Here is a 19,874-nt window from a genome sequence, read left to right as displayed (position 1 = left end):
TTTATTTTAAACTCACTTTTCAATCAACAATCGGTACAATTCAATGTAGGCCTGCCCCGGCTGCTCCCAGCTAAAATCTTTCGCCATGGCAGCTTTGACTAACTGCTGCCACACAGATGGTTTTTCTTTGTATAACGCCGCTGCTCGCTTGATCGTTTCCATCAAATAAAACGAGCGGAATTCATAGAAACCAAAACCTGTTCCTTCTCCAGACTCTTCATTATATGGAATCACAGTATCCTTCAATCCGCCGATTTCATGTACGATCGGCAATGTACCGTAACGCATCGAAATCATTTGGGACAAACCACAAGGCTCGAACGCTGACGGCATCAGGAAGACATCTGCCCCTGCGTAAAATAGCTGAGCCAGCTTGACATTAAAGGATATGCTGACTGAACACTTTTCAGGGAAACGTGCTGCAAAATCTCTAAAGCCCTGCTCAAATCCAGCTTCTCCTGTTCCTAAGACAACTAGTTGGATATCTCCATCCATCATATATTCCAGCTCGTCCATGATCAGCTGGAACCCTTTTTGATGGGTCAATCGACTGACAACTGCAAACAATGGTACATCTTCCTTTATAGGCAAGCCCATCGCTTTTTGCAGCGCTGATTTATTGATTCCTTTGCCTGTCAGATCAGCCAATGAAAAGTTAGCTGGGATTAACGGGTCAGTTTCAGGATCATTGAGTGTATAGTTGATGCCATTTAGAATCCCATTCAGCTTATCCTTTTCCATCCGTAGAACACCATCCAAACCAGCTCCAAACTCTGAGGTCTGGATCTCCTGTGCATAGGAAGGACTAACCGTGTTGACACGACCGGCATACAAAATCCCTGTCTTCAAAAAGTTCACATTATCATCAAAGCGTACGGTGCCGTCAAAGTAACGCTCTTTTCCCATTCCAAATAGATCCGGCAGAATATCTGCAGAAAACACACCTTGAAACTCAATATTATGGATAGTCAGAACGGTTTCAATTTTTTGATAATCCTGAATCCAATGATATTTCTCTCGAATAAGAAAAGGGATCATCGCCGTATGATAATCATTACTATGGAGAATATCCGGAACAAAATCAATCTTTTCCATCATTTCAATCACAGCCAGCTGAAAATACGCAAAACGTTCACCATCATCATAATAACCATATAAGCCTTCTCGGCCAAAATAATAGTCGTTATCAATAAAGTAATAGATTACTCCATCCATTTCCAGCTTTTTCACACCACAATACTGGTGCCGCCAGCCAACATCTACATAGAAATGGAGCACATCCTCACAACGATCCCGATATTTTTGCGGCATTTGCTGGTGATACGGCAAGACAACTCGAATATCCAGACCCTTCTTTTTCAACTCTTTAGGCAAGGCCTCAGCTACATCACCCAATCCTCCTGTTTTGAAAAACGGAGCACATTCTGCTGCTGCGAATAAAATATTCATTTCCCTTCTCCTCCAAATACATCACTAGTGACGTGCGCTCCTTTTCGAATCACGACAATCTCTTCTGGTGTTCCTTTGATCTGAACGCCTGGATCAACAACTACACCTTTGTCCAGTATAGCATATTCAACTTGGGCATCAGAGGCGATTTTAGCACTTGCATTGATGATTGAATGCTTTACTACAGCCCCTTCAGCAATCTTCGTTCTCCGAGAAACCAGTGAATTCTCTACCGTCCCCTGCACAACACAGCCTGTTGCGAACTGACTATTTTTCACATGAGAGGTTGCAGAATAATACGTAGGCACCTCATTCTTTAATTTCGTATAAATTTTTTGATTTGAATACATCAGCGCATTGAATTTCTGCGGGTCCAGCATATCCATATTTGCCTTATAGTAAGACTGGATATCATAAATATTTTTGAGATAGCCCGTATACTCATAAGTCGAGCATTTTGCTTGTCCAAATTGTTCCTTCATGAAATCTACTAAGCTTGGCGAACCATCGTTTTCCTGAGCCCATTCTAATTTTTCAATCAGCCAATCCGTTTGAATGATATAGCCCTCCATACTCAAGGCGACCTTCTCTGTTTCCGCATCACTATCTTGTAATGAATGCGTACCTGTTACGCTGCCTTCCTCATTGATATTCAGCAGCATATCCGCAGAGCAAACACTTGTCTTATCCACTCGCTTATAGACAACCGTCATATCATTCTGCTGCGCCTGATGAATTTTCAAAATAGCTCTTAAATCCAAATTGCAAAGCATCCGACTACCCATGAATGCCGTGTACTCTGACTTAGATTTCTGTAAATAATCGATCAAGGAACTGTAATATAGTTTTCCCTCAGCTTTTCGCTTAATAAAGTCCTGATAAAAATAAGTGAAAAAGCGATTTTTCAATGAATCCAGATCCCATTCCTTTCCTCCCCCAATATGATCGAACACCGACTGGGTTTCTCCTTCGTTAAACACCATGAAAAGACGATCAATATTTGCATTGACCAAACTCGACAATTGAAAATCGATCAATCGGTATTTACAATCAAACGGAAGGGTAGCTAACGGTCGTTTTTCAATCAAAGGCATCAGTTCTTCAAATCTCTCTATATTGCCAATAATTGCACACATTCTATTAGTCTTCATCGCTTTTCACCCCAATTACTTCAGAATAACCAACCACTACTATCTCATCCTCATCATAAACGACTGCATTATCACCAATTACCGCATCCTCACCGATGATTGCATTTTTTATCAAAACATTCTCCCCAATTTTAGCTCTAGGCATAATAATACTGTTTTCTATTTTACTGCCTCCTTTTACCTGAACATCAGTCGACAGAATACTATTGCTGATTGTTCCAGCAACATAGCAGCCGTCTACGATCAACGAGTTCTCTACGGACGCTGTTTCTGTTAAGAAATGAGGTGGAGAACTGGTATTTTTGGAAAATATACGCCAAGACAAGTCACGGATATTGAATTCATTATCAGGATCAATGAACTCCATGTTGGCTTCCCAAAGTGAATCAATCGTTCCAACATCCTTCCAATAGCCGCTAAAACGATGGGCATACACATTTTCTCCGGAATCAAGGTAAGAGGGAATCACATTTTTTCCGAAATCCAGCATCTGGCTGTCTTTTGAATGACTGTTTGTCAATATCTCTTTCAGACGATCCCAGTTGAAGATATAGATTCCCATTGATGCCAGGTTATTTTTGGGCTCGTCCGGCTTCTCCTCGAATTCAATGATCCGGTCGTTTTCGTCGGTGTTCATGATACCAAAGCGTGAAGCTTCTTTGATTGGCACCTCAATAACCGCAACTGTTAAAGAAGCATTATTACTCTTATGCTCTTCCAGCATTGCTTCATAGTTCATTTTGTAAATATGATCCCCAGATAGAATCAGGACATATTGAGGATTCTTCTGATTGATGTAGGCGATATTCTGATAGATAGCATGAGCTGTTCCTTGAAACCATTTTTCACCATCTGAGCTTGAGTACGGCTGCAAAATAGTCAAACCTGAATTGATTCCGTCCAACCCCCAGCTTGCACCATTACCGATGTGACTGTTCAATGCTAAGGGTTGATATTGAGTGACTACCCCAACATCTGTAATACCGGAGTTAACGCAATTACTTAAGGTAAAATCGATGATACGGTATCTTCCGCCAAACGGTACAGCGGGCTTGGCGATGTTTTTAGTTAGTTTCCCCAATCTTGTTCCTTGCCCTCCGGCTAAAATCATTGCTAACATTTCGTTATTCATCTCTCGTACAGGTGAACATGAATAAATCCACCCTACCTCCTTTCATCCTCAAAAGCTATATAGCACTATAAACTGTCCACCTTGATCAGAAAACTGAAGCTTTCTTTCAGTCGACAAAACACTATCTTCGTTTTTTTGGTACGACGATCTCCTTCGGCTTCAAGATAACTGCACCTAATGCCGGTACAATGGTTTTGATTCGATAGCCAAATTGCTTAAAGGTTTCCGGTTCAGCAACTGCAGGTGGGTTCCCATTCTTCCAAGTCCCCCCGAATTCCTTCATTTCAGTATTTAAAATTTCTTCATACACCCCTTCATAAGGAACACCAATTTGAAAATCCTGACGTTCGACTGGAGTCATATTCAAGACAATGATCAGAAAATCCTTTTTCTTCTTTCCTTTACGTATCAAGCTAAGAACTGTTTCCTGACTATTATCCGCATCAATGATCTCAATCGTATCGTAGCTGTTGTCCTGTTCCCAAAGTGCTCCTTGCTCCTTATAAAGTGCATTCAGCACGCGAGTAAAGTGCTGCATTTTACTGTTCATATCATCCTGTAGATCCCGCCATTCAAGTCCTTCATCATACTTCCACTCTAAAAATTGCCCCCATTCGCTCCCCATGAATAACAGTTTTTTACCAGGGTGTGCCATCATGTATACGTATAGATTCCTTAACTGAGCGAACTGCTTATAGCGATCCCCCCACATCTTATGCATCAAACTCTTCTTCCCATGTACCACTTCATCATGAGACAGAGGCAAAATAAAACTTTCATCCATCATATACATAAAGGAAAAAGTCAATAAATTGAAATGATCTTTTCGAAAGACAGGGTCCATCTCGTAAAATCGAAGCGTGTCATTCATCCAGCCCATATTCCATTTGTAATCAAATCCCAATGCCCCTGTTTCAATCAAACCAGTGATCTTCGTCTCTGATGAGCTTTCTTCTGCAATCATGATTGCTTTAGGGTGCGCCAGTTTGATTACTGCATTAAGCTTTTGCAAAAAATAATAACCTTCAAAATTCCGGTTGCCCCCTTCATGATTTGGCAGCCATGCGCCTTCATCGTAATCTCTGTAAAGCATATTTGAAACTGCATCTACACGAATGCCGTCCAGATGATAAAAATCAAGCCAAAAAAGCGCACTGGAAATCAAAAAGCTTTGAACCTGCGGCTTACCTAAATCAAAATTTAAAGAACCCCAACGAACATTTTTCGCCCGATCCGGGTCCTCGTACTCAAACTGCGGTGTTCCATCATAATAAGGCAAGGTGTCGTCATTGATACAAAAATGTCCCGGTACCCAATCGACTAAAACACCAATATTATTTAGATGACATTCTTCCACGAACTGCTGAAATTCCTCTGGTGTACCATAATAGGAGCTCAATGCAAAATAGCCAATCAACTGATATCCCCATGACATCCCTAAAGGATGCTCCATCAAAGGCATGAACTCAATATGAGTGTAGCCCATCTCTTTAACATAAGAAATCAGTTCTTTTTTCAATGATTTGAACGTGTAGGGTGTTCCATCCGCCTTATGTTTCCATGAACTGGCATGCACTTCATAAATGTTCATCGGACGTTTAAAATAATCGGAACGTTTTTTACGTCCCTGCCATAAACCATCCTTCCAGCTTTTATCTGGGATCGTATGAATAACAGCTGCATCTCCCGGCCGTTCTTCAAAAGCAATGGCATAAGGATCGATCTTAAATACTTCTCTTCCTCCTGACTGACGAACTTTGAATTTGTAAAAATCTCCCTCAGCAGGCAATTCGGTATATATCTCCCAAACACCCCACTCTTCAAGCTTCGACATTGGCAGAGAATCAGTCCAGTCATTAAAGTCACCAACAAGCCATACCTGTTCAGCATTTGGTGCCCATACTCGAAACACATATTCAGATAGACCATTTCTTAGAATCTTATGAAACCCAAAATAATGCTGACTATAAAAATTTTCTCCGGTAAGAAAACGACAGACTTGTTCATCATTGTCTTCCATCTGCTCCGGCTTATCCAATTCGCTCATTCCCAACCTCCTCCAATTTTGATTTTCTTACTCTACTTGATTATAAAGAAAGAATGATAATTATGCATAAATAAGGCATATTTACGCACATTTAAATATGTGTGCTAATGGGATGAATCCGTTATTTAAGGATAGAACAATCCTATATCTCATTTTACCATGAAAGCGATTACATTTGTTGATATATTTATACTTCTATTGATTTTCTTCTATTTATATAGGTAAGTAAAAAAGCGGCAGATGTTTTTTCTTCCTATAATAAAAAGCTTGTTCCTTTTTTTTGAAAAAAATTCAACTATCCATCATTTTCTTCTCCGTCAATCACTCTTTATTTACCAAAATAATCTATCTCTATAAATTTTAAGCTCAATAATAATTATCTCTATTTTGCACACCGTGTTTTTGAAGTGTTTTCATTTTTCACTATAACAATTTTAGGTATTCCGAAAATAAAAATCCTTTTTCTTCATTCATTTTATATGTATACCAATAATTTCATTTTCATCCTAAAAGAATGAAAGAGCATCACCCAATCACTAGATAGTAATTAGGTAATGCTTCTTTGAAATCATCTAAAGAAATTAGGAAGATGCTCTTTATGCGCCTCTAACAGCTCCTCCATGACCGTTTTGGCAACATCGCCACTTGTAATCAGAGGATTCATTGTAAAGGCTTGAAGCAGGGTTCCTCTATCTCCTGAAACAGCTGCCTCAATTGTAAGTTCTTCCATAGCCTTCATTAATTGAAGCAAGCCGCGCTCCTTCGCTTCAAACTTTCCGAAATTATAAGGAATGGGTCCCTGTCCTGTCAGCATGCAGGTTACTTCAACTGCTGAATCCTCAGGCAAGTCCGTGATAGTCCCATTATTTTTTGTGCTGACAGTCATAATGGTATGTTTATCGTTATATATAGAAGTAATAGTTTCACAGGCAGCATCGCTATATCTCGCGCCGCCTCTTTCTGCCAGCTGTTTTGGTTTATAATCGAGTTTTGGATCTTTATAAAGTTCAAATAATTCTTTTTCAATTACCTTCACTCGTTCAGCACGAGTTCCATGGTTTTTGAAGTCTTCCAGCTCTTCAGCAAGCATTTTATCCGTATAATAATAGTAATTGTGGTATGGGCAAGGAACCATATGAAGATTCTCAACTTGTTCAAAAATCAGATCATTATCCTTGATATTTGCTACGATAGACTTCGCATCTCCGCTTCCATACATCTTTTCTATCAGCTCGTCAGTACGGTTGTTGCCAGCTGCATCCGTTACAGTATGCCAATGCAAATGGTTGATTCCTGCAAAATGGAAAAACAGATTTTTGGTTTCTTCCCCAAGGATTTTAGATTCTTCCACAACAGCATTTACCGGAATATTACATAAGCCTACGACTTTATTCCAATTACCATAGCGCAGTACTGCTTCTGTTACCATGCCAGCCGGGTTAGTAAAGTTGATCAGCCAAGCATCGGGGCAAAGCCTTTTCATATCCTCTACGATATCCAGAATAACCGGAATGGTTCTTAACGCCTTAAATATTCCACCTGCTCCATTTGTTTCTTGTCCAATCAATCCATGGCTTAATGGAATACGTTCGTCCAAAATCCGTGCATCAAGTAAACCTACTCTTAACTGTGTTGTCACAAAATCTGCGTCTTTAAGTGCTTCCTCGCGATCCAACGTCAGGTGAACCTCACACTCGATCCCAGCTTTCTTGACCATTCTTTTAGCCATTTCTCCAACAATATTCAGTTTTTCCAGCCCTGCCTCAATATCAACAAGCCACAATTCAGTCAAAGGAAACTCATCATATCGCTTAATGAAGCCTTCAACTAATTCAGGGGTATAGCTTGAACCTCCGCCTATTGTTACGATTTTCAATTTTTTCTTCATACCTTTATCCTCCTTAGCTTAGTATTAATCAACAAACTCGATTGTGTCCGGTTCTTCAATTTGACTGCTCTCTTCTTCATTCAACAGCATTTCCTTTTCAGCAATTTTAAAGAACGGAAAATAGATTGCGACTGCAATAACTATTTCTATTGCTGACCACACAGCCGCACGCCAATCCCAACCAGTTGCCATCAGCGGCCCAATGATTGGCGGCATGGTCCAAGGGACTACCATGATTGGTTTTCCAATCAATCCGATAGACATCAGCAGATAGCTGCTTGTAGCTAATACTAACGGAATCAGGATAAATGGAATCATCATCAATGGGTTCATAATAATCGGAAAGCCAAAAATCACAGGTTCATTGATTTCAAAAAGTGACCCCGGCAGAGCGATTCGCCCTAGCTGTTTATAGGTTTTGGATTTTGAAAAGATCATTAATAGTACTAATGTCAACGTAGCTCCTGTACCGCCAACATTCACAAATAGACTGGAAAATCCTGAAGCAGTAATATAAGGAAGCGCTTCTCCTTTAGCATATGCGGATGCATTAGCAGCGATAAACGTTAAGAAAATCGGGTCGGCAACACCCTCCAGCGTCATATCACCATGGATACCGGCACACCATAATAAACTAACTAAGAAAGTATAGAGTAAAATTCCAGGCAAGCTGTTTAAAGCAAACAACAGAGGTGTAAACAGCTGTTCAATAAATTGCGTGATATCAAAATTCAGCGGTACCCGAATGGTCCAGAATAAAATAAGAACGATCATAGCAGGAACCAATGATACAAAAGAGTTACTCACTGCTGGAGGAACACCATCAGGCAGCTTGATAACCAGTTTTTTCTTAATACAAAAATGAAATATCTCAGCCGCTGCAATACTGGCAATTATAGCTGTAAACAGCCCTGTTGAATCAAAACCAGCCGGATCAATAACAAACTCATCTGAAAGCTGGGTAATGATAAAAGCCATCACAGCTAGTCCGGCGCCCGATATCGCATCTAAGCCATAGCTCTTACTTAACTGGTACCCAATTCCTGTCGCTGCTAATAAAGAAATAATACCGAATGAAACATTGACAGCAGCATTGATCATATTCTCATAAGGGCTTAAAAAATTCAGCCAAGCATCAATAGGAATATTTCCAATAATCAAAAATACACTACCACTGATGATAGCTGGTAAGGTCAATGCAAGACCATTTCTGACTGCCACAAGATGCCTCTGATTTCCCAATTTAGTCATCGGCGGAATTACAACACTTTGCATCCAATTCAAAAACTTATCCATAATAACTCTCCTTTTCTTTGTTATATTTGTATTATAGAAAAGGCTTGCATCTGTTGTATATACGTTAAGGCTATCTAGGCAAAGGTCTCATTTTTAGGCATTTGTAACAAAAATAAAACACTGTGTTTTTTCAATTGTTTATCTTTCTGTTTGTTGCTAATGTAATTTTTTTCACTTATACTTTATATAAATCCTGACAAATCATTGGCTATTGGCCCAAAGTATAGTCTGGCAGGTTCTGACTGAACCTCCAGCTGCTTTTCTGTATATCATTTCACTAAAGTCATGTAAATTGCTACAGGATCACTATAGCTATAACTAATGGAGAGGTGATTAATTATGCTGTTCTTACCTTATCAAGCGGAGTTAAGAAGTATTGAAATTGATATTTATGACTATATCACTAAAAATCTAAATTCAGTTCCTTATATGAGAATAAGGGAATTAGCCGATGCGTGTCATGTAAGTACATCAACTATTTTAAGGTTTTGCAAAAAGTTTGATTGTAATGGATATGCTGATTTTCGACTTAAGCTTCAAATATATGCGAAAGAATTAAAAGAGCTATCTGAACCCATTCAAACAATCGATGAGCTTCCTTTCATAGAGTTTTTAAAGAGAACACACTCTAATGAATTTCAGGAGCGCATAAATTCTGCAGCAAATATTCTTAAAGAATCTGATCTGGTTCTTTTCGTAGGTATCGGAACATCAAGCATCTTTGCAAGCTACGGAGCATTGCTGTTCTCCTCCCTTTTTACCTTGGCATTGAATATACAAGATCCATTGAACACTCCGCTGTATAATATTTCAGATCGATTAGACAACAAAGTCTGTCTCGTTACATTATCTGTATCCGGAGAAAATGAAGATATCATTGATTACATTAATCACATTAAACTGCATAGTTCTTCTATCATTTCAATAACAAACAGTTCCAATTCATCAATCGCAAAATTATCTGATGTAGATATTCCCTATTATGCCAATACGGAAATGTATAGAGAAACAAATATCACTTCTCAATTATCTGTGACATATATACTTGAGATCCTTGCTAGAACAGTTCATAAAATCAAGAATCAGTAATTTATTTTCATACAAAAAAGCAGTGACTATTGTCGTCACTTTTTTTTTACGAATTGAAAATGGGTTTGGGACGATTGGCCGCTAGGTTGTGTGAGCCCTATTAATGAAATATAAGAAGTCTGTACAAGAGATATTTATAGCTATTTAGGGGAAAATTGAGAAAGGACATCGAATTACTGTAGTCCTCTGTCCCTTTTCTGCGACTCTTCATTTATTTGAATAATGACGCTCTCTATCATTACCTATTTTAAATAACAAGAACATACAAAAAACCCCTTGATTTCTCAAGGGGTTCAATCTCATTCGATAATAATGAATTAACGACGGATTTCTTTGATACGAGCTGCTTTTCCGTGTAATGCACGTAGGTAGTACAGTTTTGCACGACGTACTTTACCATAGCGAACTACTTCGATTTGAGCAACACGTGGAGTGTGTAATGGGAATGTACGTTCCACACCTACACCGCCAGAGATCTTACGTACTGTGTAAGTCTCGCTGATTCCAGCTCCGCGGCGTTTGATTACAACACCTTCAAAAATCTGGATACGTTCACGAGTACCTTCGACAACTTTCGCGTGAACACGTACTGTGTCCCCTGGGCGAAACGCTGGAATGTCTGAACGTAGTTGTTCCTTTGTTAATTCTTCGATCAATGGATTCATTTTATCCTTCTCCTTATACAAAACATTCTTATGAGCAATTGTCACAGCGGAATATCGTAATAGATGAGTGCTTTTGCACTCACCAAATCATTTTAGCACAGACAAAAATAGCTGTAAAGGAAATTTTCTTTATATCTAAGGAAAACTTCCCCTTCAGCCTGTGATTCATGGATCTTTCTCCTGCTTTTACTACTTGAATATTTCTTGCATTACCCAGAAACACCAAAAAATTGTCAACCGTTCAAGCTATTCACATCTTTACTCTTCTTTACCCTGATCAATCTACTAACCAACCTTCACACTAGAGCCAACCTCTACGATACAGTTCTGCGGACAAACCTCTATACAGCTTCCGCAATTGGTGCACAGCTCAGGATCGATCACTGCCAGTGATTCTTCCATCGTGATTGCTTGAACCGGGCAGCTTCGAACACATTTACTACAGGCAATGCATCCTACTTCACAGAGCTTTTTGACACCTCCGCCTCGTTCATGATTTGAGCAGACAACAGCAGAAATCTCAGCAGCCGGCAACATACGGATCAATTGCTTAGGGCATGCTGTAATACATTCTAAACAGCCAATACATCTCTCTTCATCCACTACAGCCACACCATTTTTGATATGGATCGCATCGTATGCACAAACAGCTTCACAATCTCCATAGCCCATACAGCCGAACTGACAGCTTCCAGGACCGCCAAAGATTTGAGCGGCGCCATAGCAGGTCTCTGCACCTGCATAATTCATTTTTTCTTTGGTATGATTGCAAGTTCCATTACAATGAACAAATGCAGCTGTTCGCCGATAATCACCAATAGCGGTTCCCAAAAGTTCAGCTAATTGTGTTTGGACATCGATCCCTCCAGGTGTACAAAGGTTTGCTTCAGCTTCATTCGCCGCCATAGCCTGAGCATATCCCTCACACCCTGTAAAGCCGCAAGCGCCGCAGTTGATTCCCGGAAGAATCTCCTTCAATGCTTCTTCTTTCTTATCAGCTGGCTTATCAAAAATGATCGTGGCGATAGATAGGCCGATACCGGCAAACAGGCCAAGCCCCGACACAATGAGAATGGGGGCAACAATACTTTCTATCATTTTCTTCCCTCTCCTTACTAATTAAACAGTCCTTCAGCCAGACCCGCAAAGCCAAGAAACGACAGAGACACGATTGCAGCAGAAACCAAGGTGATCGGCATCCCTTTTAGTCCTTCCGGAATATCGTTTCCTTCCAGCCGCTGTCGCACACCTGCAAAAATCACCATTGCTAGTAAAAAGCCTAGCCCACCTGCAAAGGCATTGACGATCGCTTGTAAAAATGTATAATTCTTTGCATGATGAAGCAGGGTCACTCCTAATACAGCACAATTTGTTGTTATCAATGGTAAGTAGATCCCCAATGACTTATACAGAGGTTCCATATACCGTTTCAGCAGGATTTCCACTAATTGAACAAGTGCAGCTATACCTAGAATAAAGACAATCGTTTGTAGGTAATCTAAGCCTAAAGGAACGAGTATTCCTGTGTAAATCGGATAAGTGACCAGTGTTGCAATGACCATCACAAGTGTTACTGCCAAGGACATTCCAACTGCTGTATCCAATTTTTTTGAGACACCAAGAAAGGGACAGATCCCTAAAAATTGTGCCAACACAAAATTATCTGTTAAAATTCCCGCAACTAAAATTGTCAGCATCATCTGCATCAGCAATCCTCTCCTTTCTCTTTTGCTTCACATGAGTCAACGTTTGGACAGGCTTCTACAATTGGACAAGCTGAACAATCCAGAGTTCTGCTGTTTTTTTCCTCACTCAATTTATTGACTAGCATGATCAGCATGCCAAAGACAAAGAAACCGCCGGGAGGCAACAGCATCACCGTCATGGGTGTGATAAATTCAGAAGTAACAGCAATGCCTAAAATCGTTCCGCTACCAAGAAGCTCACGGATCCCTCCCATAAGCAACAGCGCCAAGGTAAACCCAACACCCATTCCCAAGCCATCCAGCGCAGAATGTAATACAGGATTATTTTTTGCATAGGCCTCTGCTCTTCCCAAAATAATACAGTTCACAACAATCAGTGGTAAATAAATGCCCAAGGTGGCATCTAATGCGGGAGCCAGTGCTTTTATCAGCAGTTGAACCACTGTTACGAAACCGGCGATGATCGTAATAAATGCAGGTATTCGTACGCGGTCAGGTATGAGCTTTCGCAACGAGGAAATTGCTACATTCGACCCCAGTAAGACAACGGTTGCAGCAGCACCCATCCCTAAGCCGTTCATAGCAGACGTTGTCACTGCAAGTGCTGGACATGTTCCTAAAACCAGCCGTAACACAGGATTTTCCACGATGATTCCCTTTGTAAAAATGGATAGTAACTTTGGTTTTTCCAATAGACTCTCCCTCACTTTCTCATTTCACTACAGAATCAACATGCTCTTGGTATCGACTTAGCGCAATACCCACTGCTTCAGCTACTGCAACAGAAGACTTCGTCGCTCCCGTGACTGCTTCAACCTGATCCGCTGTCTTCTTTTCTGTTTTTGTTACCTCAGGATTGGAGGTCAAACCGCTGAACTGGTTTTTAAATGAAACCTCAGCAACATTTTGACCTAACCCCGGTGTTTCATTCGTACAATCCAAAATTTCAATACCCATGACCTCACCGGCTGATATACCGCTCATCACGCTGATCATACTGCCATAGCCATATGCTTCTGTAATAAAAATATAGCCCAGTATTTCTCCATTTCTATCTAATGCAGCATATGCTTTTTCTTCATCGTCAGTGGATAAATTCTCATAGGAGTCTGCTTTCAAAATACGATTCATTGATTGCTCCGTGTTCTGCCATTCCTGTGCGGCAATTTTATCCTTGAAAATAAATCGAGTTCCCGCAACAGTCAATGTCACGACAAAGCAGATGACCATCAAACATACTGTTCCGGAAATCACAGCTCGTCTATTTGACTGTTTCATTGATATCCCTCCGCTTCTCTCCAAAGGCCCTTGGTATCGTCAAGGTTTCAATATGCGGTACCAAAATATTCATGAGTAAAATGGCATATGATACTCCTTCAGGTAATGAGGCATAGAAACGAATCAAAACCGTGATCACACCACAGCCTATAGCAAAAATAATTTTCCCTTTTCGATTGATGGGTGACGTTGTGTAATCAGTTGCCATGAAAATAGCCCCTAGCAGTAAGCCGCCGGATAGAACCTGATACAACGGATCACCGCCTAAAAGCAAGCTCAGTACGGCCACTGTTCCAATAAAACAGGCAGGAATCAGCGGTGTGATCACACCTCGAAAAATCAAATAGAAACCACCTAGAAGTAGAGCGACCGCACAGGTTTCCCCCAGGCTGCCTGTTCTGACCCCTAAAAACATATCTGTTAGGGATGGCAAATTTCCTTCTGCCGCATTTGCAAAATAAGTAGCAGAAGAAACTATGTCTGTTGATTCTGATAAATAATAAAAGGGTTCCTTCCATACATTCATCTGAGAAGCAAAGGACATCAAAAGAACGATTCGAGCCGTGATTGCCGGATTCACAAAATTCTGTCCGACACCACCAAAGAATTGTTTTACAATAATGATTGCTATCCCGCCGCCTAAAGCAGCCATCCAAAAGGGCAGCGTCACAGGCAGATTCAACGCCAGTAAGATCCCCGTAACTACCGCAGTTAAATCGTTGATACTTTGAGAACGTTTGATTATTTTGCGAAAGGCATACTCACTCACAACACATGAAACAGTTGTTACGCCAATCAACAGTATTGCTCTAAAGCCAAAAATGATACCAGAAGCAGCCATTGCCGGAATCAATGCGATAACCACGTCCAGCATAATACTGCGACTGGTTCTGCCACTGTGAAGATGAGGAGATATAGAGACATTCAGTGTTTCTGCTGCTTGCTTCATGTAGTCGCTCCCCTTTCCAGAACTTTGGACTGCTTCATATACTGTACTAATTTTCTACCAGACGGACAGACATAGGAACAGCAGCCGCATTCCATACAAGCAGAAGCATTTAGCCTGCGAAGCATAGCAGCATCTTTCATTTTAACGGCTCGCTCAATTTGAACCGGCATCAGGGATAACGGACAGGCAGTCACACAGCGCCCGCAGCGAATACAAGGGGATTCTTCAGGCAGCAATTTACTTTCTCCTAATGCTATCAGCGCATTATTTTGCTTTGTGATTGGAAGGTCCATGGTATACTGTGCAATCCCCATCATGGGTCCGCCAAGAATCAGCTTATTTGGAGACTGTGTAAATCCACCACAAAAATCAATAACATCCTTGATCGATGTGCCTAATGGAACGGAAACATTTTGAGGTAAAGCGATGCAATCTCCCGAGACCGTGATTCGTTTACGAACTAATGGAAGACCAGTTTCCAAATAGTGTTCAAATAAAGAAACTGTGGAGACATTCAAGACAAGACAGCCTACTTGCCCAGGCAGTTCTCCCTTTCCTATTTTTCTTCCTGTAGCTCCATAAATCAGCATTTTCTCAGCCCCTTGCGGGTACTTTACAGGGAGAGACATTACTTCAATTGCGGAAGATATATCTGTGCGCTTCTCTAAAAGATCACCGATTACTTGAATGGCCTTCGGCTTATTTTCCTCAATACCAATAATTCCTTTTTTGATTCCCAGATGCTTCATGATTCTTTCTGCTCCATTGATGATGCGTGTAGGGTACTCAATCATTTCTCTGTAATCAGAAGTAATGTACGGTTCACATTCCGCTCCGTTAATAATCAGGTGATCGATCAAATGATTTTCTTTATTTGCCAGTTTTACATGCAGTGGAAATCCGGCACCGCCAATACCTACTAATCCGCTATCATAGGCAGCCTGCAGCAGCTCATCCTTAGTTTTCACACTTGTCGGCTTCAACTCTGGATCAATCGTATTCATCCCATCATTTTCAATATAAACAGCTTCACACATCTTCCCATTGGAAAGCAGGATAGGCTTGATAGCTTTGACCTTTCCTGAAACAGATGAATGAATCGGAGCTGATACATAAGCGGTTGATTGTCCAATTACCTGACCAACCTTAACCATGTCTTTCTTTTTGACTGTAGGTTGACAGACGGCGCCAATGTGCTGCTGCATAGGAATAATGACAATTGAAGGATCATGAATGTTAGCGGTTACATTTTCTTTCGTATTTTTATGATGAGGTACAGATATCCCCCCTTTGAACTTCGAAAAAGCTTGAATAATTTTACTCACGTTCAAACCTCCTTACCTTAGCAAAAGGAACAAACAACAAAAGATTGTGAAATTTTTTATATAACTAAAATTCCAGCTGTAGAAAAAAGCAATGATTTGCTATACTAATTTTCTAAAAAAACAATTAAAACCCTTATTTCATTATACCTTTTTCAAATCAAACAAAACAACAACAAATTGAAAAAAATACATAAAAATTGTTAAACTCTATAAATACGCCAGAATATTTTTCACAATCTAAAATTATTATCATTTACTTTTTTAACAATTACAGAGACGCAGAAAACATATATATCTATTATTTTTGAATGTAAACTAAGCAGAATAGAAAAAAAGATCCAATGAATCGTTGCCAATTATTCGACAACAATTCATTGAACCAACTATCTATCACTTTCGTCAGATCGATCACCCTTTTAGTAAAAGGAAAATCAACAGGACTGCACCTATCGTTTGAAAAGCCCCGACAGAAAGACCGTAAATCATGAATTTTGGCCCTTCCTTCAAGAATTTTTTCAAGTTCAGGCGTAAGCCAATCGCTGCTAATGCTGTTACTTCACACCAGCCACTGACAAAATGAGCAGATTCTGATACTAGTGTCGGAATATGAAAAACACTATTAATGATACAAACAATCAGAAAGCCAGTAACATACCACGGCAGAGATTTTTTCTTTTTAGGCTGAGCAGCGGCTGTTGTGTCCAGTGAGCGACTTGAGCGTGAAGCCCACTTCTCAAATACGAAAACGACGACAACCAACAATAGGATACGTAAAATTTTAAACAGCATCGCAAATTGAACAACCTCTTCATTCAACAAGCTTGCACCTGCTACAACTTGCCCGACAGATTGAAGCGTGCCTCCTAGCAAAGCACTTTTTGCAATAAGTCCATCTCCGAACAAAGCTAAGCCGATAAAGGGCAGTGTCAGCATCATAACGGTTCCAAGTAAATTCACCAATGTGATGATTTGTCCTTTCTCCTCATCCTTGGCGCCAATGACTGGTGCAATTGATGCAATTGCTGAAGATCCGCAAACTGCATTACCTCCGGCCATCATCAAAGCCATTGATTGATTGAAGCCCAAAGCTTTTCCGACAATATAGGTAAACATAATCGTTCCTGTCATCAACAGCACAATGAATACGGCTCCTTTAACACCCATCTCTGCTACCGTCTGAAATGTCACTGTCGCCCCCAACAATACAACCGAAATCTCAAGGAGCTTACTCTCAGCAAACTTTGTTCCTCTATCAAAACGGTCCTGATGACCGATGGAATTTCCTAATACGATCCCTAGTAAAATAGCGATCGTCGCACCGCCAAGCTGCGGTAGAAAAATTGCCAGGCCTTTACTGATCAGGGCAATTAAAAAAGCTAAAACAACTCCTGAAACGAATGAGTTTTTTGTAATTGAACGAATGTTCATTTGTTTCCCTCCTAACTATCTGTAGCTATTATACACCCTGCTTTTCATTCTTTTAATTTATTGTTATTATAGTTACTATAACGAAATGTAATGGAAGTGATTTCTTTGTTTAAACTACTGGAAACGTTCAAAACGGTATATGAAACGTTAAATTTCTCAGAAGCTGCAGAGATCCTGTTTATTTCTCAGCCTGCTGTTTCTGCTCAAATCAAACAGCTCGAAAATGAGCTGTCCACAATACTTTTTATTCGAAGCGGTAAGAAAAAAATCACCCCGACGCCTCAGGCAGAGCTTTTATACAATCAATCCTTAGATATTCTAGAGGAATGGGAAAAGACACGGCATCTAGTCATAAGTCAGTCAGCAGCGAATGAAATCATTCAGATTGCTGCTTCACAGACCTTTGGTATCAAAGTCCTTCCCGATTTGATGAAGGCCATGCTTGCTGTCTTTCCACAAATCTCATTCAAGATCACTCTTTGCAACTCCCTTGATGTGTTGAATACGATGACCAAGCATGAAGCAGATTTAGGCTTTATTGAAATGCCGTTGCAGACTGGAACACTCAAGCGTACGACCTTGATGTCTGACACACTTGTGATCGCTGGTGAAATCAAAGAAACACTGTGGTTAGTCCGAGAGCCAACCTCCGGCGTCTATCATTATTCAAAACGCTACTTTGAAGAAAATAATATCACTGGCCCATTTTTAGAAATCAACAGTAATGAACTGATCCTAAAGCTTCTACAAATGGGGATCGGACGATCGATCATTTCTTCTCGAGAGACTGATGGCCTTCACACCGTTCCTTTAGCAGAGAGCTATGAACGTAATTTCTATCTTTTAGAAAGAGGAACTTCCGATTCTGAAGCGGCTGCTCAATGCAGCAGGTTTATCACCAAATGGATTTCTCAGCACACGGACGCTTAAGCTGGTCCTAAAACCCCATCATGACGACAAACCAAAGCAGGAGAAAATACTGGATGTTAACCATCCTCTTTCTCCTGCTTCTCTTGGCTTACAGCCCTATAAGCATCATTGAAAAACAATACTACATTATCCTGGCAGGTCATTTTCAAGACCGCTTTCTCGTTGTTTTATTCTGCTTCTTCATGTTCAACTTCTTGAAGCATTTTCTTCATTTGATCTGTGAGTTCCAGCTTTTCCAGCATATCAGGTCTTCGCTGATAAGTCCGGCGAAGCGACTCCTTCAACTGCCACTCTTCAATCAATTTATGATTGCCATTCGTCAGCACTTCCGGAACAGCCATTCCATTGAACTCAGCTGGACGAGTGTATTGCGGGTGTTCTAACAGACCAGTCGAATGAGAATCTGTCTGTGCAGATAGGTTGTTGCCTAACACCTCCGGAAGCAGGCGAACTGTTGCATCTACCATGACCATTGCGCCAAGCTCTCCGCCCGTCAAAACATAATCTCCTAGTGACACTTCATCTGTCACCAGTGTCCGTATACGCTCATCATAGCCCTCATAGTGACCACAAATGAATACCAGATGCTCTTCTTGAGAAAACTCCTCAGCCATCGTCTGATCGAATCGTTTACCGGCAGGATCAAGAAGGATCACTCTTTTTTTCGTCTCCGGTGCCTGTTCTTCTATTGCTTCTATTGCTGAGAAAATCGGCTGTGCCTTTAACAGCATCCCGGCGCCGCCGCCATAAGGATAATCATCGACAGTCTGATGCTTATTATCTGAATAGTCACGGAAATTAAGCACTTGAATAGACAGTAAATCCTTATCCACAGCCTTCCCTATAATCGATTCTCCTAAAGGTCCTTCGAACATTCTGGGAAACAATGTCAGGATATCAATTTTCATCGTCGATCAGCCCTTCCGGAATTTCTACAATGACCTGACCGTTAGCTACATCTACCTTTTTAACAACTGATTCGATATACGGCAACAGTAAATCTCTTTTTTTGATTCGCTGTACTACCCATACATCATTCGCCCCCGGTGACAGGATTTCCTTGATTTTCCCAAGCTCGATCCCTTCTTCATCTAAAACCGTCAATCCAATGATTTCGTGATAGTAGAACTCATTATCATCCAGCTCTCCTACATTGTCTTTTTCGATTTTCAGGATACCATCTCGATATTTTTCAACATCATTGATATTCGGATGCTCTTCGAAACTTACAATATCGAAATTTTTATGCTTTCTATGACTTTTGATCACTAGCTGGATTGGCTTTTTGCCATCTTGAAACAATGTCAGTACAGAACCTTTTTTATAACGAAGCTCCGGAAAATCCGTTTGCGAGATAACTCTTACTTCCCCTTTGATTCCCTGAGTGTTAACAATTTTTCCAACATTTAAATATTCAACCACGTAAAGACCTCATTTCATTCATAATCTTTTTCATTTTATCATTTTTCCCCAGTGAATACCACGACAAATGCCGAAGCAGCTAACAAAATCGTTCGTTCCATCTAGCTACTCTTTTTACA

General features: G+C 40.5%; 18 protein-coding genes. 2 read left to right on the top strand and 16 right to left on the bottom strand.

What is annotated here, in order from left to right:
• Positions 1 to 12: 12 nt before the first annotated feature.
• The 6 genes from glgA to I6N96_RS18355 form a co-directional block, all read right to left on the bottom strand.
• Positions 13 to 1,449, bottom strand: coding sequence for a glycogen synthase GlgA (gene glgA, locus I6N96_RS18380; RefSeq protein WP_209559034.1), 1,437 nt, complete (start codon positions 1,447 to 1,449; stop codon positions 13 to 15).
• Positions 1,446 to 2,600: a glucose-1-phosphate adenylyltransferase subunit GlgD gene (glgD, locus tag I6N96_RS18375; RefSeq protein ID WP_209559033.1), complete on the bottom strand. Its 1,155-nt coding sequence runs from the start codon at positions 2,598 to 2,600 to the stop codon at positions 1,446 to 1,448. Before glgD ends, glgA begins: the two co-directional genes overlap by 4 nt.
• Positions 2,590 to 3,732, bottom strand: a complete 1,143-nt coding sequence (locus I6N96_RS18370) for a glucose-1-phosphate adenylyltransferase (protein ID WP_209559032.1) — start codon at positions 3,730 to 3,732, stop codon at positions 2,590 to 2,592. The genes glgD and I6N96_RS18370 overlap by 11 nt, the downstream gene beginning before the upstream one ends.
• A gap of 121 nt (positions 3,733 to 3,853) precedes the next feature.
• Positions 3,854 to 5,779, bottom strand: coding sequence for a 1,4-alpha-glucan branching protein GlgB (gene glgB, locus I6N96_RS18365; protein ID WP_245187050.1), 1,926 nt, complete (start codon positions 5,777 to 5,779; stop codon positions 3,854 to 3,856).
• A 568-nt stretch (positions 5,780 to 6,347) separates the two neighbouring features.
• Positions 6,348 to 7,667, bottom strand: coding sequence for a 6-phospho-beta-glucosidase (locus tag I6N96_RS18360; protein ID WP_209559031.1), 1,320 nt, complete (start codon positions 7,665 to 7,667; stop codon positions 6,348 to 6,350).
• A 24-nt stretch (positions 7,668 to 7,691) separates the two neighbouring features.
• Positions 7,692 to 8,963 carry a PTS sugar transporter subunit IIC gene (locus I6N96_RS18355; protein WP_209559030.1) on the bottom strand — a complete coding sequence of 424 codons (1,272 nt, stop codon included), beginning with the start codon at positions 8,961 to 8,963 and terminating at the stop codon, positions 7,692 to 7,694.
• A gap of 339 nt (positions 8,964 to 9,302) precedes the next feature.
• Between I6N96_RS18355 and I6N96_RS18350 the strand changes: the two genes are divergently transcribed.
• Positions 9,303 to 10,052: a MurR/RpiR family transcriptional regulator gene (locus I6N96_RS18350; protein WP_209559029.1), complete on the top strand. Its 750-nt coding sequence runs from the start codon at positions 9,303 to 9,305 to the stop codon at positions 10,050 to 10,052.
• A gap of 317 nt (positions 10,053 to 10,369) precedes the next feature.
• Here the strand turns inward: I6N96_RS18350 and rplS are convergent, their stop codons facing one another.
• The 8 genes from rplS to I6N96_RS18310 all read right to left on the bottom strand — a co-directional run bounded on the left by rplS (position 10,370) and on the right by I6N96_RS18310 (position 17,403).
• A complete protein-coding gene (rplS, locus tag I6N96_RS18345; protein WP_202058620.1) occupies positions 10,370 to 10,717 on the bottom strand; it encodes a 50S ribosomal protein L19 in 348 nt (115 codons plus the stop codon).
• Between the two features lie 285 nt (positions 10,718 to 11,002).
• Positions 11,003 to 11,815 (bottom strand): RnfABCDGE type electron transport complex subunit B, encoded by an 813-nt coding sequence (locus I6N96_RS18340; RefSeq protein WP_245187049.1) that lies wholly within the window; start codon positions 11,813 to 11,815, stop codon positions 11,003 to 11,005.
• Between the two features lie 17 nt (positions 11,816 to 11,832).
• On the bottom strand, positions 11,833 to 12,423 hold the full coding sequence (locus I6N96_RS18335; protein ID WP_209559028.1) for an electron transport complex protein RnfA: 591 nt from the start codon (positions 12,421 to 12,423) through the stop codon (positions 11,833 to 11,835).
• Positions 12,423 to 13,115, bottom strand: a complete 693-nt coding sequence (gene rsxE, locus I6N96_RS18330; RefSeq protein ID WP_209559027.1) for an electron transport complex subunit RsxE — start codon at positions 13,113 to 13,115, stop codon at positions 12,423 to 12,425. Before rsxE ends, I6N96_RS18335 begins: the two co-directional genes overlap by 1 nt.
• Before the next feature lie 19 nt (positions 13,116 to 13,134).
• Positions 13,135 to 13,701 (bottom strand): RnfABCDGE type electron transport complex subunit G, encoded by a 567-nt coding sequence (locus I6N96_RS18325; protein WP_209559026.1) that lies wholly within the window; start codon positions 13,699 to 13,701, stop codon positions 13,135 to 13,137.
• Positions 13,685 to 14,650 (bottom strand): RnfABCDGE type electron transport complex subunit D, encoded by a 966-nt coding sequence (locus I6N96_RS18320; RefSeq protein WP_209559025.1) that lies wholly within the window; start codon positions 14,648 to 14,650, stop codon positions 13,685 to 13,687. Before I6N96_RS18320 ends, I6N96_RS18325 begins: the two co-directional genes overlap by 17 nt.
• Positions 14,647 to 15,975, bottom strand: a complete 1,329-nt coding sequence (gene rsxC, locus I6N96_RS18315; RefSeq protein ID WP_209559024.1) for an electron transport complex subunit RsxC — start codon at positions 15,973 to 15,975, stop codon at positions 14,647 to 14,649. The genes I6N96_RS18320 and rsxC overlap by 4 nt, the downstream gene beginning before the upstream one ends.
• A 408-nt stretch (positions 15,976 to 16,383) precedes the next feature.
• Positions 16,384 to 17,403: a YeiH family protein gene (locus I6N96_RS18310; RefSeq protein ID WP_209559023.1), complete on the bottom strand. Its 1,020-nt coding sequence runs from the start codon at positions 17,401 to 17,403 to the stop codon at positions 16,384 to 16,386.
• Positions 17,404 to 17,499: 96 nt separating this feature from the next.
• Here I6N96_RS18310 and I6N96_RS18305 point away from each other — a divergent pair, with 96 nt between their 5' ends.
• Positions 17,500 to 18,333, top strand: a complete 834-nt coding sequence (locus I6N96_RS18305; RefSeq protein ID WP_347339097.1) for a LysR family transcriptional regulator — start codon at positions 17,500 to 17,502, stop codon at positions 18,331 to 18,333.
• A 167-nt stretch (positions 18,334 to 18,500) separates the two neighbouring features.
• Here the strand turns inward: I6N96_RS18305 and trmD are convergent, their stop codons facing one another.
• Both trmD and rimM read right to left on the bottom strand, forming a co-directional pair.
• A complete protein-coding gene (trmD, locus tag I6N96_RS18300) occupies positions 18,501 to 19,241 on the bottom strand; it encodes a tRNA (guanosine(37)-N1)-methyltransferase TrmD (protein ID WP_209559021.1) in 741 nt (246 codons plus the stop codon).
• Positions 19,231 to 19,755: a ribosome maturation factor RimM gene (gene rimM, locus I6N96_RS18295; RefSeq protein ID WP_209559020.1), complete on the bottom strand. Its 525-nt coding sequence runs from the start codon at positions 19,753 to 19,755 to the stop codon at positions 19,231 to 19,233. Before rimM ends, trmD begins: the two co-directional genes overlap by 11 nt.
• Positions 19,756 to 19,874: the final 119 nt, after the last annotated feature.

Origin of the sequence: Enterococcus larvae, assembly GCF_017830045.1 — a bacterium.
Taxonomy (GTDB): Bacteria; Bacillota; Bacilli; order Lactobacillales; family Enterococcaceae; genus Enterococcus_L; species Enterococcus_L larvae.
The sequence above is the reverse complement of the archived record's forward strand: the minus strand, read 5'-3'. Positions and strand labels throughout refer to the sequence as shown.